General features: G+C 53.3%; 15 protein-coding genes and 2 tRNA genes. 16 read left to right on the top strand and 1 reads right to left on the bottom strand.

The features are described 5' to 3' along the window. Positions 1-2 precede the first annotated feature (2 nt). The 3 genes from FQ015_RS20815 to FQ015_RS20805 all read left to right on the top strand — a co-directional run bounded on the left by FQ015_RS20815 (position 3) and on the right by FQ015_RS20805 (position 476). Positions 3-78 (top strand) — tRNA-Gly (locus FQ015_RS20815). A gap of 35 nt (positions 79-113) precedes the next feature. Continuing rightward, a tRNA-Gly gene (locus FQ015_RS20810) sits at positions 114-189 on the top strand. 233 nt (positions 190-422) lie between these two features. Continuing rightward, positions 423-476: a hypothetical protein gene (locus FQ015_RS20805; RefSeq protein WP_104917837.1), complete on the top strand. Its 54-nt coding sequence runs from the start codon at positions 423-425 to the stop codon at positions 474-476. Here FQ015_RS20805 and queG read toward each other — a convergent pair. Beyond that, positions 459-1,598: a tRNA epoxyqueuosine(34) reductase QueG gene (gene queG, locus FQ015_RS20800; RefSeq protein ID WP_032185740.1), complete on the bottom strand. Its 1,140-nt coding sequence runs from the start codon at positions 1,596-1,598 to the stop codon at positions 459-461. The genes FQ015_RS20805 and queG overlap by 18 nt on opposite strands. Between queG and nnr the strand changes: the two genes are divergently transcribed. The 13 genes from nnr (at position 1,597) to rnr (ending at position 16,627) form a co-directional block, all read left to right on the top strand. Then, positions 1,597-3,144, top strand: a complete 1,548-nt coding sequence (gene nnr, locus FQ015_RS20795; protein ID WP_160524442.1) for a bifunctional ADP-dependent NAD(P)H-hydrate dehydratase/NAD(P)H-hydrate epimerase — start codon at positions 1,597-1,599, stop codon at positions 3,142-3,144. The two genes, queG and nnr, sit on opposite strands and share 2 nt — an antisense overlap. Then, positions 3,116-3,577, top strand: coding sequence for a tRNA (adenosine(37)-N6)-threonylcarbamoyltransferase complex ATPase subunit type 1 TsaE (tsaE, locus tag FQ015_RS20790; RefSeq protein WP_000981977.1), 462 nt, complete (start codon positions 3,116-3,118; stop codon positions 3,575-3,577). The genes nnr and tsaE overlap by 29 nt, the downstream gene beginning before the upstream one ends. Positions 3,578-3,595: 18 nt before the next feature. After that, a complete protein-coding gene (gene amiB, locus FQ015_RS20785) occupies positions 3,596-4,933 on the top strand; it encodes an N-acetylmuramoyl-L-alanine amidase AmiB (protein ID WP_032185741.1) in 1,338 nt (445 codons plus the stop codon). Positions 4,934-4,942: 9 nt separating this feature from the next. Beyond that, positions 4,943-6,790 (top strand): DNA mismatch repair endonuclease MutL, encoded by a 1,848-nt coding sequence (mutL, locus tag FQ015_RS20780; protein ID WP_015953939.1) that lies wholly within the window; start codon positions 4,943-4,945, stop codon positions 6,788-6,790. Beyond that, positions 6,783-7,733, top strand: a complete 951-nt coding sequence (gene miaA, locus FQ015_RS20775; protein WP_001280339.1) for a tRNA (adenosine(37)-N6)-dimethylallyltransferase MiaA — start codon at positions 6,783-6,785, stop codon at positions 7,731-7,733. The genes mutL and miaA overlap by 8 nt, the downstream gene beginning before the upstream one ends. A gap of 85 nt (positions 7,734-7,818) precedes the next feature. Further along, a complete protein-coding gene (gene hfq / locus FQ015_RS20770) occupies positions 7,819-8,127 on the top strand; it encodes an RNA chaperone Hfq (RefSeq protein ID WP_001051883.1) in 309 nt (102 codons plus the stop codon). 76 nt (positions 8,128-8,203) lie between these two features. After that, on the top strand, positions 8,204-9,484 hold the full coding sequence (hflX, locus tag FQ015_RS20765; RefSeq protein ID WP_160524441.1) for a ribosome rescue GTPase HflX: 1,281 nt from the start codon (positions 8,204-8,206) through the stop codon (positions 9,482-9,484). 85 nt (positions 9,485-9,569) lie between these two features. Further along, a complete protein-coding gene (gene hflK, locus FQ015_RS20760; protein ID WP_000312477.1) occupies positions 9,570-10,829 on the top strand; it encodes an FtsH protease activity modulator HflK in 1,260 nt (419 codons plus the stop codon). A 2-nt stretch (positions 10,830-10,831) separates the two neighbouring features. After that, positions 10,832-11,836 carry a protease modulator HflC gene (gene hflC, locus FQ015_RS20755; protein WP_154323762.1) on the top strand — a complete coding sequence of 335 codons (1,005 nt, stop codon included), beginning with the start codon at positions 10,832-10,834 and terminating at the stop codon, positions 11,834-11,836. 81 nt (positions 11,837-11,917) lie between these two features. Continuing rightward, positions 11,918-12,115, top strand: a complete 198-nt coding sequence (locus FQ015_RS20750; RefSeq protein ID WP_160524440.1) for a DUF2065 domain-containing protein — start codon at positions 11,918-11,920, stop codon at positions 12,113-12,115. A 103-nt stretch (positions 12,116-12,218) separates the two neighbouring features. Beyond that, positions 12,219-13,517, top strand: a complete 1,299-nt coding sequence (gene purA, locus FQ015_RS20745) for an adenylosuccinate synthase (RefSeq protein WP_000527955.1) — start codon at positions 12,219-12,221, stop codon at positions 13,515-13,517. Positions 13,518-13,721: 204 nt separating this feature from the next. After that, positions 13,722-14,147: a nitric oxide-sensing transcriptional repressor NsrR gene (gene nsrR / locus FQ015_RS20740; RefSeq protein WP_001177637.1), complete on the top strand. Its 426-nt coding sequence runs from the start codon at positions 13,722-13,724 to the stop codon at positions 14,145-14,147. Positions 14,148-14,185: 38 nt separating this feature from the next. Then, a complete protein-coding gene (gene rnr, locus FQ015_RS20735) occupies positions 14,186-16,627 on the top strand; it encodes a ribonuclease R (RefSeq protein ID WP_160524439.1) in 2,442 nt (813 codons plus the stop codon). The last annotated feature ends 40 nt before the right edge of the window (positions 16,628-16,667 follow it).

Raw genomic sequence — 16,667 nt, 5'->3', positions numbered from 1 at the left:
AAGCGGGAATAGCTCAGTTGGTAGAGCACGACCTTGCCAAGGTCGGGGTCGCGAGTTCGAGTCTCGTTTCCCGCTCCAAAATTTGAAAGTGCTGCAAAGCACAGACCACCCAAGCGGGAATAGCTCAGTTGGTAGAGCACGACCTTGCCAAGGTCGGGGTCGCGAGTTCGAGTCTCGTTTCCCGCTCCAAATTCTTCTCTCAATAAAATATCCACAGCGACGCGATGCGTTATTGCTGGTTTTTGTTGTCTCTGACAAACTCTTGTAAACAGAGTTATCCACAGCCTCATGTCGTAATCTTAATTTCAAAGAAACTTCGCACGGTGAATAGTATTTTTTTAACTTATTGATATATAAGTTGAAAATTAAGATCTCGTTTTGTCGAGTCGATCACTTGACGATTTTATTCGTCTTGAATTGCAATGCGTTTTTATTTTTATTCACAAGCTGTGGATGAATCAGGCATCTCGTGGTAATCCCTTTTCAATGACCCGAACCAGACGCTGTTTTTTCGGTAGTTGTACCTCCACGACGCACGCATTTCGCCTCTCGATTTGCTGCGCAATCGCCCACGCTATGTGCTCATCAAGAAGTGGGTGCTCACCTTTACGACTTTCCAGCGCTGTCAAAATCGTTTTATCCCAGGGGGCATTGCCTAATGCCACGGCGATATTACGCAGCCAACGCAGGTGACCTATACGGCGAATCGCCGAACCTTCCGTGACTTTTAAAAACTTCTCTTCACTCCAGGCGAATAACTCAATGAGTTCCGGTGCGTGTAGTGGTTTGCGCGGGCTGAAATCGTCTTCTGTAGTGAGTTGCGAATAGCGATTCCACGGGCAGATAAGCTGGCAGTCATCGCAACCGTAAATACGGTTTCCCATCAATGGACGCAGCTCTTCCGGGATCGCCCCTTCCAGTTCAATGGTGAGATAAGAGATACAGCGGCGAGCATCGACGGTATATGGCTCGACGATGGCGCCGGTCGGGCAAATCGTCATACAGGCCACGCATTTACCGCATCCTTCCTCGACCGGTTGATCCACGGGCAGCGGAATATCGACCAGTAATTCACCTAAAAAGAAGAACGAACCGGCCTCGCGATTGAGGATAAGTGAGTGCTTACCTGTCCAGCCAAGACCTGCTTTTTCAGCTAACGGGCGCTCGAGAATAGGCGCAGAATCGACAAACGGTCTAAAATTCAGCGAAACACAATGTTGCTGAATCATCTCGCCCAGCTTTTTGAGTCGGTTGCGCAGAAGTTTGTGATAGTCACGGCCCAACGCATAACGACTTACATAGCCGAGTTTGGGGTTTTTCAGCGTGCTGGCAAATGCGGCGTTAGCAGGAAGGTAATTCATCCGCACGCTGATGACGCGCAGCGTACCAGGCAATAACTCATGGGGGCGAGCGCGCAGCATACCGTGACGCGCCATCCAGTCCATTTCGCCGTGGTATTGTTTGTCCAGCCATGCTTGCAGTTTGGGCTCGGACGCGCTGAGATCGGTATCGGTAATACCTACCTGCTGAAAGCCCAGTTCCAGCCCCCACTGTTTAATTTTTTGCGCTAACTGATTGAGATCGAGGGGCTCTGACATGACGGACCATACAATGAAGAAAAACCCCGTAAGTATACCACACACCGTCTGGCACGCCGACGATATCCGCCGCGGCGAACGCGAGGCGGCAGATTCGTTGGGGCTTACACTCTATGAACTGATGCTTCGCGCTGGTGAAGCCGCATTTCAGGTGTGTCGTTCGGCTTATCCTGATGCCTTCCACTGGCTGGTGCTGTGCGGTCATGGCAATAACGGCGGCGATGGTTATGTGATTGCGCGGCTGGCAAAAGCGGTCGGCATTGAGGTCACGTTGCTGGCCCAGGAAAGTGACAAACCGTTACCGGAAGAGGCCGCGCTGGCACACGATGCATGGTTAAACGCGGGAGGCGAGATCCATGCTTCGAATATTGTCTGGCCCGAGTCAGTAGATCTGATTGTTGATGCGCTGCTCGGTACCGGATTGCAGCACGCGCCCCGCGAATCCATTAGCCAGTTAATCGACCACGCTAATACTCACCCTGCGCCGATTGTGGCGGTTGATATCCCTTCCGGCCTGCTGGCTGAAACCGGCGCTACGCCAGGCGCGGTAATCAACGCCGATCACACCATCACTTTTATTGCGCTGAAACCTGGCTTGCTCACCGGGAAAGCCCGGGATGTTACCGGAAAACTGCATTTTGACTCGCTGGGGCTGGACAGTTGGTTGGCAGGTCAGGAGACGAAAATTCAGCGGTTTTCGGCAGAACAACTTTCTCACTGGCTGAAACCGCGTCGCCCGACTTCGCATAAAGGCGATCACGGGCGGCTGGTGATTGTTGGTGGCGATCACGGCACGGCGGGGGCTATTCGTATGACGGGGGAAGCGGCACTGCGTGCTGGTGCTGGTTTAGTCCGAGTACTGACCCGCAGTGAGAACATTGCGCCGCTGCTGACTGCACGACCGGAATTGATGGTGCATGAACTGACTATGGACTCTCTTACCGAAAGCCTGGAATGGGCCGATGTGGTGGTGATTGGTCCCGGTCTGGGCCAGCAAGAGTGGGGGAAAAAAGCCCTGCAAAAAGTTGAGAATTTTCGCAAACCGATGTTATGGGATGCCGATGCATTGAACCTGCTGGCAATCAATCCTGATAAGCGTCACAATCGCGTGATCACGCCGCATCCTGGCGAGGCCGCACGGTTGTTGGGCTGTTCCGTAGCAGAAATTGAAAGTGACCGCTTACATTGCGCCCAACGTCTGGTACAACGTTATGGCGGCGTAGCGGTGCTGAAAGGTGCCGGAACCGTAGTTGCCTCGCATCCTGACGCTTTAGGCATTATTGATGCCGGAAATGCAGGCATGGCGAGCGGCGGCATGGGCGATGTGCTCTCTGGTATTATTGGCGCATTGCTTGGGCAAAAACTGTCGCCGTATGATGCAGCGTGCGCGGGCTGTGTCGCACACGGTACGGCAGCTGACGTACTGGCGGCGCGTTTTGGAACGCGCGGAATGCTGGCGACCGATCTCTTTTCCACGCTACAGCGTATTGTTAACCCGGAAGTGACTGATAAAAACCATGATGAATCGAGTAATTCCGCTCCCTGATGAGCAGGCAACATTAGACCTGGGCGAGCGGGTAGCGAAAGCCTGCGATGGCGCGACTGTAATCTATCTGTATGGCGATTTAGGCGCAGGTAAAACCACCTTTAGCCGGGGCTTTTTACAGGCTCTGGGTCATCAGGGTAATGTCAAAAGCCCCACTTATACGCTGGTCGAACCCTATACGCTCGACAACTTAATGGTGTATCACTTTGATTTATACCGCCTTGCTGATCCCGAGGAGCTGGAGTTTATGGGGATCCGCGATTATTTTGCCAACGATGCCATCTGCCTGGTGGAGTGGCCACAACAAGGTACAGGTGTTCTTCCTGACCCGGATGTCGAAATACACATTGATTATCAGGCACAAGGCCGTGAGGCGCGCGTGAGCGCGGTTTCCTCTGCGGGTGAATTGTTGCTGGCGCGTTTAGCAGGTTAACCTTTGAAAGGTGGCGGGATGATGTATCGCATCAGAAATTGGTTGGTAGCGACGTTGCTGCTGCTGTGCGCGCAGGCTGGCGCCGCTACGCTCTCTGATATTCAGGTTTCTAACGGTAATCAACAGGCGCGAATAACATTGAGTTTTACTGGCGATCCTGATTACGCGTTTAGCCATCAAAACAAACGCACCGTGGCGCTCGATATCAAACAAACGGGCGTGATTCAGGGGCTACCGTTGTTGTTCAGCGGTAATAATCTGGTGAAGGCGATTCGCTCTGGAACGCCTAAAGATGCACAAACGCTACGGCTGGTGGTCGATCTCACCGAAAACGGTAAAACCGAAGCGGTGAAGCGGCAGAATGGTAGCAATTACACTGTCGTCTTTACGATTAACGCCGATGTGCCGCCACCGCCTCCTCCGCCGCCTGTGGTTGCGAAACGCGTTGAAACGCCTGCGGTTGTCGCACCGCGCGTCAGCGAACCAGCGCGCAATCCGTTTAAAACGGAAAGTAACCGCACTACGGGTGTTATCAGCAGTAATACGGTAACGCGTCCGGCAGCGCGCGCGACGGCTAACACTGGCGATAAAATTATCATCGCTATTGATGCAGGACACGGTGGTCAGGACCCTGGCGCTATCGGCCCCGGTGGTACGCGGGAGAAAAATGTCACCATCGCCATCGCACGTAAATTGCGTACTTTGCTCAATGACGATCCAATGTTTAAAGGCGTTTTAACCCGTGACGGGGATTACTTTATCTCAGTGATGGGGCGTAGCGATGTGGCACGTAAGCAAAACGCTAATTTCCTCGTGTCGATTCACGCTGATGCCGCACCGAACCGCAGTGCGACTGGCGCTTCCGTATGGGTGCTCTCTAACCGTCGTGCCAACAGCGAAATGGCTAGCTGGCTGGAGCAGCATGAGAAACAGTCGGAGCTGCTGGGCGGGGCGGGCGATGTACTGGCGAACAGTCAGTCTGACCCCTATTTAAGCCAGGCGGTGTTGGATTTACAGTTCGGTCATTCCCAGCGGGTAGGGTATGATGTGGCGACCAGTATGATCAGTCAGTTGCAACGCATCGGCGAAATTCATAAACGTCGACCAGAACACGCCAGCCTTGGCGTTCTGCGTTCGCCGGATATCCCATCAGTACTGGTCGAAACCGGTTTTATCAGCAACAACAGCGAAGAACGTTTGCTGGCGAGCGACGATTACCAACAACAGCTGGCAGAAGCCATTTACAAAGGCCTGCGCAATTATTTCCTTGCGCACCCGATGCAATCTGCGCCGCAGGGGGCAACGGCACAAACGGCCAGCACGGTGACGACGCCAGATCGCACGCTGCCAAACTAAGGATGATTGATGCCAATTCAGGTCTTACCGCCACAACTGGCGAACCAGATTGCCGCAGGTGAGGTGGTCGAGCGACCTGCGTCGGTAGTCAAAGAACTGGTGGAAAACAGCCTCGATGCGGGTGCTACGCGTATTGATATTGATATCGAACGCGGTGGGGCGAAACTTATCCGCATTCGTGATAACGGCTGCGGTATCAAAAAAGATGAACTGGCGCTGGCGCTGGCGCGTCATGCTACCAGTAAAATCGCCTCTCTGGACGATCTCGAAGCTATTATCAGCCTGGGGTTCCGCGGTGAGGCGCTGGCGAGTATCAGTTCAGTTTCCCGTCTGACGCTCACTTCGCGCACCGTAGATCAGCAGGAAGCCTGGCAGGCGTATGCCGAAGGGCGCGATATGGACGTGACGGTTAAACCGGCGGCGCATCCGGTGGGAACGACGCTGGAAGTGCTGGATCTGTTCTACAACACCCCGGCGCGGCGGAAATTCCTGCGTACCGAGAAAACCGAATTTAACCATATTGATGAAATCATCCGCCGCATTGCGCTGGCGCGTTTCGACGTCACTATTAACCTGTCGCATAACGGAAAAATTGTGCGTCAGTATCGTGCAGTGCCGGAAGGCGGGCAAAAAGAACGGCGTTTAGGCGCGATTTGCGGCACCGCTTTTCTCGAACATGCGCTGGCGATTGAATGGCAGCACGGCGATCTCACGCTGCGCGGTTGGGTGGCAGATCCAAACCACACCACGCCCACACTGGCAGAAATTCAGTATTGCTACGTGAATGGTCGCATGATGCGCGATCGCCTGATCAATCATGCGATCCGTCAGGCCTGCGAAAACAAACTGGGGGCCGATCAGCAACCGGCATTTGTGTTGTATCTGGAGATCGACCCACATCAAGTGGACGTCAACGTGCACCCCGCCAAACACGAAGTGCGTTTCCATCAGTCGCGTCTGGTGCACGACTTTATCTATCAGGGCGTGCTGAGTGTGCTACAACAACAGCTGGAAACGCCGCTGCCACTGGACGATGAACCTCAACCTGCACCGCGCACCATTCCGGAGAACCGCGTGGCCGCCGGGCGTAATCATTTTGCTGAACCGGCAGTTCGCGAACCGGTAGCCCCCCGCTACTCTCCTGCGCCCGCCTCTGGTGGTCGTCCAGCAGCTTCCTGGCCGAATGCGCAGCCAGGCTACCAGAAACAGCAAGGTGAAGTGTATCGCCAGCTTTTGCAAACGCCTGCGCCGATGCAAAAACCAAAAGCACCTGAACCGCAGGAGCCAGCGCTTGCGGCGAACAGTCAGAGTTTTGGTCGGGTACTGACTATCGTCCATTCCGACTGTGCGTTGCTGGAGCGCGACGGCAACATTTCACTTTTAGCCCTGCCAGTGGCAGAACGTTGGCTGCGTCAGGCGCAGTTGACGCCGGGTGAAACGCCAGTTTGCGCTCAGCCGTTGCTTATTCCGTTGCGGCTAAAAGTTTCTGGCGAAGAAAAATCGGCATTAGAAAAAGCGCAGTCTGCCCTGGCGGAATTGGGTATTGATTTCCAGTCCGATGCACAGTATGTGACCATCAGGGCCGTGCCTTTACCCTTACGCCAACAAAATTTACAAATCTTGATTCCTGAACTGATAGGCTACCTGGCGAAGCAGTCCGTATTCGAACCTGGCAATATTGCGCAGTGGATTGCACGAAATCTGATGAGCGAACATGCGCAGTGGTCAATGGCACAGGCCATCACCCTGCTGGCGGACGTGGAACGGTTATGTCCGCAACTTGTGAAAACGCCGCCGGGTGGTCTGTTACAATCTGTTGATTTACATCCGGCGATAAAAGCCCTGAAAGATGAGTGATATCAGTAAGGCGAGCCTGCCTAAGGCGATTTTTTTGATGGGGCCGACGGCCTCCGGTAAAACGGCGTTAGCCATTGAGCTGCGTAAAATTTTACCAGTAGAGTTGATAAGCGTTGATTCTGCCCTTATTTACAAAGGGATGGATATCGGGACGGCGAAGCCGAACGCTGAAGAGTTACTCGCCGCGCCGCACCGATTGCTGGATATTCGCGATCCGTCGCAGGCTTATTCGGCCGCTGATTTTCGCCGCGATGCGCTGGCGGAAATGGCTGATATCACCGCGGCGGGGCGGATCCCACTATTAGTGGGCGGTACGATGTTGTATTTCAAGGCATTGCTGGAAGGGTTGTCGCCGCTACCGTCGGCAGACCCCGAAGTGCGGGCCAGAATTGAGCAACAGGCGGCAGAGCAAGGTTGGGAGTCATTGCATCGTCAACTTCAGGAGATCGATCCGGTTGCGGCAGCAAGGATTCATCCAAATGATCCACAAAGGCTTTCCCGGGCACTGGAAGTTTTTTTCATTTCGGGTAAAACTTTAACGGAACTGACGCAAACGTCAGGAGACGCTCTACCGTATCAGGTGCATCAGTTCGCCATCGCCCCGGCGAGCCGTGAACTGCTCCATCAACGAATTGAGCAGCGTTTTCATCAGATGTTGGCTTCAGGTTTTGAAGCAGAAGTCCGGGCGCTTTTTGCCCGAGGAGATTTGCATACGGACTTGCCTTCCATTCGTTGCGTGGGTTATCGCCAGATGTGGTCTTACCTTGAAGGCGAAATCTCATACGATGAAATGGTTTATCGAGGTGTTTGCGCCACGAGACAGTTGGCGAAGCGGCAGATAACCTGGCTGCGTGGTTGGGAAGGGGTTCACTGGCTTGACAGTGAAAAACCAGAACAGGCGCGTGACGAAGTATTACAGGTTGTTGGTGCTATCGCAGGCTGAATGTGTACAATTGAGACGTATCGTGCGCAATTTTTTCAGAATCGAAAGGTTCAAAGTACAAATAAGCATATAAGGAAAAGAGAGAATGGCTAAGGGGCAATCTTTACAAGATCCGTTCCTGAACGCACTGCGTCGGGAACGTGTTCCAGTTTCTATTTATTTGGTGAATGGTATTAAGCTGCAAGGACAAATCGAGTCTTTTGATCAGTTCGTGATCCTGTTGAAAAACACGGTCAGCCAGATGGTTTACAAGCACGCGATTTCTACTGTTGTCCCGTCTCGCCCGGTTTCTCATCACAGTAACAACGCCGGTGGCGGTACCAGCAGTAACTACCATCATGGTAGCAGCGCGCAGAATACTTCCGCGCAACAGGACAGCGAAGAAACCGAATAAGGTTTCATGCTGTTTTTTTTACACGGGGAGCCAGCGATCCTGCGTTCCCCGCTGATCTATTTAGAGGGTTATACGCTTGTTTGACCGTTATGATGCTGGTGAGCAGGCGGTACTGGTACACATCTATTTTACGCAAGACAAAGATATGGAAGACCTCCAGGAGTTTGAATCTCTGGTCTCTTCCGCCGGTGTCGAAGCATTGCAGGTGATTACCGGTAGCCGTAAAGCGCCGCACCCAAAGTATTTTGTAGGTGAAGGTAAAGCAGTTGAAATTGCGGAAGCTGTCAAAGCGACGGGTGCTTCGGTCGTTCTTTTTGACCATGCCCTGAGCCCGGCGCAAGAGCGTAACCTGGAGCGTTTGTGCGAGTGTCGTGTCATCGACCGCACCGGCCTTATTTTAGATATTTTCGCCCAACGTGCGCGTACCCATGAGGGTAAGTTGCAGGTTGAGCTGGCGCAGTTGCGCCATCTGGCTACGCGCCTGGTGCGTGGCTGGACCCACCTTGAAAGACAGAAAGGCGGGATCGGTTTGCGTGGTCCGGGTGAAACCCAGCTCGAAACCGACCGTCGTTTGTTGCGTAATCGCATCGTGCAGATACAGTCGCGCCTGGAAAGAGTTGAAAAACAGCGTGAGCAGGGGCGGCAATCGCGTATCAAAGCCGACGTTCCTACTGTTTCGCTGGTGGGATATACCAACTCCGGTAAATCTACCCTTTTCAATCGCATCACCGAAGCGCGGGTCTATGCGGCAGACCAGTTGTTTGCCACCCTCGACCCGACGTTGCGGCGTATTGACGTCGCGGATGTCGGTGAAACCGTGTTGGCAGATACCGTAGGGTTTATTCGCCACCTGCCGCACGATCTGGTGGCGGCATTTAAAGCCACGTTACAAGAGACGCGGCAAGCCACATTGCTGCTGCACGTCATTGACGCGGCAGATGTGCGAGTACAAGAAAACATCGAAGCGGTGAATACGGTTCTTGAAGAGATCGATGCTCACGAGATCCCAACCCTGCTGGTGATGAACAAGATCGATATGCTGGAAGATTTTGAACCGCGTATTGATCGGGACGAAGAGAACAAACCGATCCGTGTCTGGCTTTCTGCGCAGACCGGAGCGGGGATACCACAGCTTTTTCAGGCTTTGACGGAGCGTCTTTCCGGCGAGGTGGCGCAGCATACATTGCGTCTGCCGCCGCAGGAAGGGCGTCTGAGAAGTCGTTTTTATCAGCTTCAGGCAATAGAAAAAGAGTGGATGGAGGAGGACGGCAGCGTAAGTCTGCAAGTTCGTATGCCGATCGTTGACTGGCGTCGCCTCTGCAAACAAGAACCGGCGTTGATCGATTACTTGATCTAACGGCGTAGCGTCTGAAGCGTGGAGTCATATCCTCTGGCGTCGAAAGACAACAGGGATCACCGCATAACAAATATGGAGCACAAACATGGCGTGGAATCAGCCCGGTAATAACGGACAAGACCGCGACCCGTGGGGAAGCAGCAAACCTGGCGGCAACTCTGAGGGAAATGGAAACAAAGGCGGTCGCGATCAAGGGCCACCTGATTTAGATGATATCTTCCGCAAACTGAGCAAAAAGCTCGGTGGTCTGGGCGGCGGTAAAGGCACCGGATCTGGCGGTGGTAATTCATCGCAAGGCCCGCGCCCGCAGCTTGGCGGTCGTGTCGTTACCATCGCAGCGGCAGCGATTGTCATTATTTGGGCGGCCAGTGGTTTCTACACCATTAAAGAAGCCGAACGCGGCGTGGTAACACGCTTTGGTAAATTCAGCCATCTGGTTGAGCCGGGTCTGAACTGGAAACCGACGTTTATCGACGAAGTCAAACCGGTGAACGTGGAAGCCGTGCGTGAACTGGCTGCTTCCGGTGTGATGCTGACGTCGGACGAAAACGTGGTGCGCGTTGAGATGAACGTACAGTACCGCGTCACCAATCCGGAAAAATATCTATATAGCGTGACCAGCCCGGATGACAGCCTGCGTCAGGCTACCGACAGCGCCCTGCGTGGGGTTATCGGTAAATACACCATGGACCGCATTCTGACGGAAGGTCGTACCGTGATTCGTAGCGATACTCAGCGCGAACTGGAAGAGACGATTCGTCCGTATGACATGGGTATCACTCTGCTGGACGTCAACTTCCAGGCAGCTCGTCCGCCGGAAGAAGTAAAAGCGGCGTTTGACGATGCGATTGCCGCGCGTGAAAACGAACAGCAATACATTCGTGAAGCAGAAGCGTATACCAACGAAGTTCAGCCGCGTGCGAACGGTCAGGCGCAACGTATCCTCGAAGAGGCGCGTGCGTACAAGGCTCAGACTATCCTGGAAGCCCAGGGTGAAGTGGCACGCTTTGCTAAACTTCTGCCGGAATATAAAGCTGCGCCGGAAATTACCCGCGAGCGTCTGTATATCGAGACGATGGAAAAAGTGTTGGGCAACACCCGCAAAGTGCTGGTTAACGATAAAGGTGGCAACCTGATGGTTCTGCCGTTAGACCAGATGCTGAAAGGTGGCAATGCCCCTGCGGCGAAGAGCGATAACGGTGCCAGCAATTTGCTGCGTCTGCCGCCAGCCTCTTCCTCCACAACCAGTGGAGCAAGCAACACGTCGTCCACCAGTCAGGGCGATATTATGGACCAACGCCGCGCTAACGCGCAGCGTAACGACTACCAGCGTCAGGGGGAATAACGATGCGTAAGTCAGTTATCGCGATTATCATCATCGTGCTGGTAGTGCTTTACATGTCTGTCTTTGTCGTCAAAGAAGGTGAGCGCGGTATTACGCTGCGTTTTGGTAAGGTACTGCGTGACGATGACAACAAACCTCTGGTTTATGAGCCGGGTCTGCATTTCAAGATACCGTTCATTGAAACGGTGAAAATGCTCGACGCACGTATTCAGACCATGGACAACCAGGCCGACCGCTTTGTGACTAAAGAGAAGAAAGACCTGATCGTCGACTCTTACATCAAATGGCGCATCAGTGATTTCAGCCGTTACTACCTGGCAACGGGCGGTGGCGACATTTCGCAAGCGGAAGTGCTGTTGAAACGTAAGTTCTCTGACCGTCTGCGTTCTGAAATTGGTCGTCTGGACGTGAAAGACATCGTCACCGATTCCCGTGGTCGTCTGACCCTCGAAGTACGTGACGCGCTGAACTCCGGTTCTGCGGGTACAGAAGATGAAGTTTCTACCCCGGCGGCAGATAACGCCATTGCCGAAGCGGCAGAGCGCGTAACGGCTGAGACGAAGGGTAAAGTACCGGTCATCAACCCGAACAGTATGGCGGCGCTGGGTATTGAAGTTGTCGATGTGCGTATCAAGCAGATCAACCTGCCGACCGAAGTGTCTGAAGCGATCTACAACCGTATGCGCGCCGAGCGTGAAGCGGTAGCACGTCGTCACCGTTCACAAGGTCAGGAAGAAGCGGAAAAACTGCGCGCGACTGCCGACTATGAAGTGACCAGAACGCTGGCAGAAGCTGAGCGTCAGGGCCGCATCATGCGTGGTGAAGGCGATGCAGAAGCAGCCAAACTGTTTGCTGATGCATTCAGTAAAGATCCGGACTTCTACGCATTCATCCGTAGCCTGCGTGCTTATGAGAACAGCTTCTCTGGCAATCAGGACGTGATGGTCATGAGCCCGGACAGCGATTTCTTCCGCTACATGAAGACGCCGACTTCCGCAACGCGTTAATATAACGACTGCGGTACAGGTCAATAAAGCCACCGCATCCTCAGGGATGTCGGTGGTTTTCTTTTTCTATAAGGATAATGAATGAATTCGACAATCTGGCTGGCGCTTGCCCTGGTTTTGGTGCTGGAAGGTTTAGGGCCGATGCTTTACCCGAAGGCATGGAAGAAGATGATCGCTGCGATGACCAATTTGCCCGATAATATTTTACGTCGTTTTGGCGGTGGACTTGTGGTTGCGGGCGTTGTGATCTACTACATGTTGAGGAAAACGATTGGCTGAACAAAAAACAGACTGATCGAGGTCATTTTTGAGTGCAAAAAGTGCTGTAACTCTGAAAAAGCGATGGTAGAATCCATTTTTAAGCAAACGGTGATTTTGAAAAATGGGTAACAACGTCGTCGTACTGGGCACCCAATGGGGTGACGAAGGTAAAGGTAAGATCGTCGATCTTCTGACTGAACGGGCTAAATATGTTGTACGCTACCAGGGCGGTCACAACGCAGGCCATACTCTCGTAATCAACGGTGAAAAAACCGTTCTCCATCTTATTCCATCAGGTATTCTCCGCGAGAATGTAACCAGCATCATCGGTAACGGTGTAGTGCTGTCTCCGGCCGCGCTGATGAAAGAGATGAAAGAACTGGAAGACCGTGGCATCCCCGTTCGTGAGCGTCTGCTGCTGTCTGAAGCATGTCCGCTGATCCTTGATTATCACGTTGCGCTGGATAACGCGCGTGAGAAAGCGCGCGGCGCTAAAGCGATCGGCACCACGGGTCGTGGTATCGGGCCTGCTTATGAAGATAAAGTGGCACGTCGTGGTCTGCGTGTTGGCGACCTTTTCGACAAAGAAACCTTCGCTGAAAAACTGAAAGAAGTGATGGAATATCACAACTTCCAGTTGGTTAACTACTACAAAGCTGAAGCGGTTGATTACCAGAAAGTTCTGGATGATACGATGGCTGTTGCCGACATCCTGACTTCTATGGTGGTTGACGTTTCTGACCTGCTCGACCAGGCGCGTCAGCGTGGCGATTTCGTCATGTTCGAAGGTGCGCAGGGTACGCTGCTGGATATCGACCACGGTACTTATCCGTACGTAACTTCTTCCAACACCACTGCAGGTGGCGTGGCGACCGGTTCCGGCCTGGGCCCGCGTTATGTTGATTACGTTCTGGGTATCCTCAAAGCTTACTCCACTCGTGTAGGTGCAGGTCCGTTCCCGACCGAACTGTTTGATGAAACTGGTGAGTTCCTCTGCAAGCAGGGTAACGAATTCGGCGCAACTACGGGTCGTCGTCGTCGTACTGGCTGGCTGGACACCGTTGCCGTTCGTCGTGCGGTACAGCTGAACTCCCTGTCTGGCTTCTGCCTGACCAAACTGGACGTTCTGGATGGCCTGAAAGAGGTGAAACTCTGCGTGGCTTACCGTATGCCGGATGGTCGCGAAGTGACTACCACTCCGCTGGCAGCAGACGACTGGAAAGGTGTAGAGCCGATTTACGAAACCATGCCGGGCTGGTCTGAATCCACCTTCGGCGTGAAAGATCGTAGCGGTCTGCCGCAGGCGGCACTGAACTACATCAAGCGTATTGAAGAACTGACCGGTGTGCCGATCGATATCATCTCTACCGGCCCGGATCGTACTGAAACCATGATTCTGCGCGACCCGTTCGACGCTTAATTCTGGTACGCCTGGCAGATATTTTGCCTGCCGGGCTAACAGTGTGATACATTGCTGTGTCGGGTTAGCCATTATGCTATCCGACACAGTGTTAAATCCTCGCTTTTTTCCTTCCCCGAACTGAAATAAATTAGCGACACAGCTTGTGGCTGGTTTATCATCAATATAAATGTATTTTTTCCCGCTTTCCCTTTTGAGGTTGATGTGCAGTTAACGAGTTTCACTGATTACGGATTACGTGCGCTGATCTACATGGCGTCATTGCCAGAAGGGCGGATGACCAGTATTTCTGAAGTGACTGACGTCTACGGCGTCTCCCGTAATCATATGGTCAAAATAATCAATCAACTTAGTCGTGCCGGCTACGTGACTGCTGTTCGTGGAAAAAATGGCGGCATTCGCCTGGGGAAACCGGCGAGTGCGATACGTATTGGTGATGTGGTGCGCGAGCTGGAACCTTTATCGCTGGTGAATTGCAGCAGTGAGTTTTGCCACATTACACCTGCCTGTCGGTTGAAACAGGCACTTTCTAAGGCCGTGCAAAGTTTTCTTATGGAACTGGATAACTACACGCTTGCCGATTTGGTTGAAGAGAATCAACCGCTTTATAAATTATTGCTGGTGGAGTGACGAAAATCTTCATCAGAGATGACAACGGAGGAACCGAGATGTCACAAGATCCTTTCCAGGAACGCGAAGCTGAAAAATACGCGAATCCCATCCCTAGTCGGGAATTTATCCTCGAACATTTAACCAAACGTGAAAAACCGGCTAGCCGTGATGAGCTGGCGGTAGAACTGCACATTGAAGGCGAAGAGCAGCTTGAAGGCCTGCGTCGCCGCCTGCGCGCGATGGAGCGCGATGGTCAACTGGTCTTCACTCGCCGTCAGTGCTATGCGCTGCCGGAACGCCTCGACCTGGTGAAAGGTACCGTTATTGGCCACCGTGATGGCTACGGCTTTCTGCGGGTTGAAGGGCGTAAAGATGATTTGTATCTCTCCAGCGAGCAGATGAAAACATGCATTCATGGCGATCAGGTGCTGGCGCAGCCGCTGGGCGCTGACCGTAAAGGCCGCCGTGAAGCGCGTATTGTCCGCGTACTGGTACCAAAAACCAGCCAGATTGTTGGTCGCTACTTTACCGAAGCGGGTGTCGGCTTTGTGGTTCCTGACGACAGTCGTTTGAGCTTCGATATCTTAATCCCGCCCGATCAGATCATGGGCGCGCGGATGGGCTTTGTGGTGGTGGTTGAACTGACCCAACGCCCGACTCGCCGTACCAAAGCAGTGGGTAAAATCGTCGAAGTGCTGGGCGATAATATGGGCACCGGCATGGCGGTTGATATCGCCCTGCGTACCCATGAAATTCCGTACATCTGGCCGCAGGCTGTTGAGCAACAGGTTGCCGGGCTGAAAGAAGAAGTACCGGAAGAGGCGAAAGCTGGCCGTGTCGATCTGCGCGATTTACCGCTGGTCACCATTGATGGCGAAGACGCCCGTGACTTTGACGATGCAGTTTACTGCGAGAAAAAACGCGGCGGCGGCTGGCGTTTGTGGGTCGCAATTGCCGACGTCAGTTACTATGTGCGTCCGCCAACACCGCTGGATAGAGAAGCGCGTAACCGTGGTACGTCGGTCTACTTCCCTTCGCAGGTTATCCCGATGCTGCCGGAAGTGCTCTCTAACGGCCTGTGTTCGCTCAACCCGCAGGTAGACCGCCTGTGTATGGTTTGCGAGATGACGATTTCGTCGAAAGGCCGCCTGACGGGCTACAAATTCTACGAAGCGGTGATGAGCTCTCACGCGCGTCTGACCTACACCAAAGTCTGGCATATTCTGCAGGGCGATCAGGAGCTGCGCGAGCAATACGCCCCGCTGGTTAAGCATCTCGAAGAGTTACATAACCTCTATAAAGTGCTGGATAAAGCCCGTGAAGAACGCGGCGGGATCTCATTTGAGAGCGAAGAAGCGAAGTTTATTTTCAACGCTGAACGCCGTATTGAGCGTATCGAACAGACCCAGCGTAACGACGCACACAAGTTAATTGAAGAGTGCATGATTCTGGCGAATATCTCGGCAGCGCGTTTCGTTGAGAAGGCCAAAGAACCGGCACTGTTCCGTATTCACGACAAGCCGAGCACCGAAGCGATAACCTCTTTCCGTTCAGTGCTGGCGGAACTGGGGCTGGAATTGCCTGGCGGTAACAAGCCGGAACCGCGTGACTACGCGGAACTGCTGGAATCGGTTGCTGACCGTCCTGACGCAGAAATGCTGCAAACCATGCTGTTGCGCTCGATGAAACAAGCGATTTACGATCCGGAAAACCGCGGTCACTTCGGTCTGGCATTGCAGTCCTATGCGCACTTTACTTCGCCGATTCGTCGTTATCCTGACCTGACGCTCCACCGCGCCATTAAGTATCTGCTGGCGAAAGAGCAGGGGCATCAGGGGAATACCACTGAAACCGGCGGCTACCATTATTCGATGGAAGAGATGCTGCAACTGGGTCAGCACTGTTCGATGGCGGAACGTCGTGCCGACGAAGCAACGCGCGATGTGGCTGACTGGCTGAAGTGTGACTTCATGCTCGACCAGGTAGGTAACGTCTTTAAAGGCGTGATTTCCAGCGTTACCGGCTTTGGCTTCTTTGTTCGCCTGGATGACTTGTTCATCGATGGTCTGGTCCATGTCTCTTCGCTGGACAACGACTACTATCGCTTTGACCAGGTGGGACAACGCCTGATGGGAGAATCCAGCGGTCAGACTTATCGCTTGGGCGATCGCGTGGAAGTTCGCGTCGAAGCGGTTAATATGGACGAGCGCAAAATCGACTTTAGCCTGATCTCCAGCGAACGCGCACCGCGCAACGTCGGTAAAACGGCGCGCGAGAAAGCGAAAAAAGGCGATGCAGGCAAAAAAGGTGGCAAGCGTCGCCAGGTCGGTAAAAAGGTAAACTTTGAGCCAGACAGCGCCTTCCGTGGCGAGAAAAAAACGAAGCCGAAAGCGGCGAAGAAAGACGCGAGAAAATCGAAAAAGCCATCGGCGAAAACGCAGAAAATAGCCGCAGCGACCAAAGCGAAGCGTGCGGCGAAGAAAAAAGTGGCAGAGTGATCATTACCCTCTTCAAACAGAAGAGGGTCAGATTGCTGAC

The organism is Escherichia sp. HH26CH, from assembly GCF_009820205.1.
GTDB classification, from domain to species: Bacteria; Pseudomonadota; Gammaproteobacteria; order Enterobacterales; family Enterobacteriaceae; genus Escherichia; species Escherichia coli_F.
Note: the sequence above shows the minus strand (reverse complement) of the source record. Positions and strands in the feature narration are given on the sequence as shown.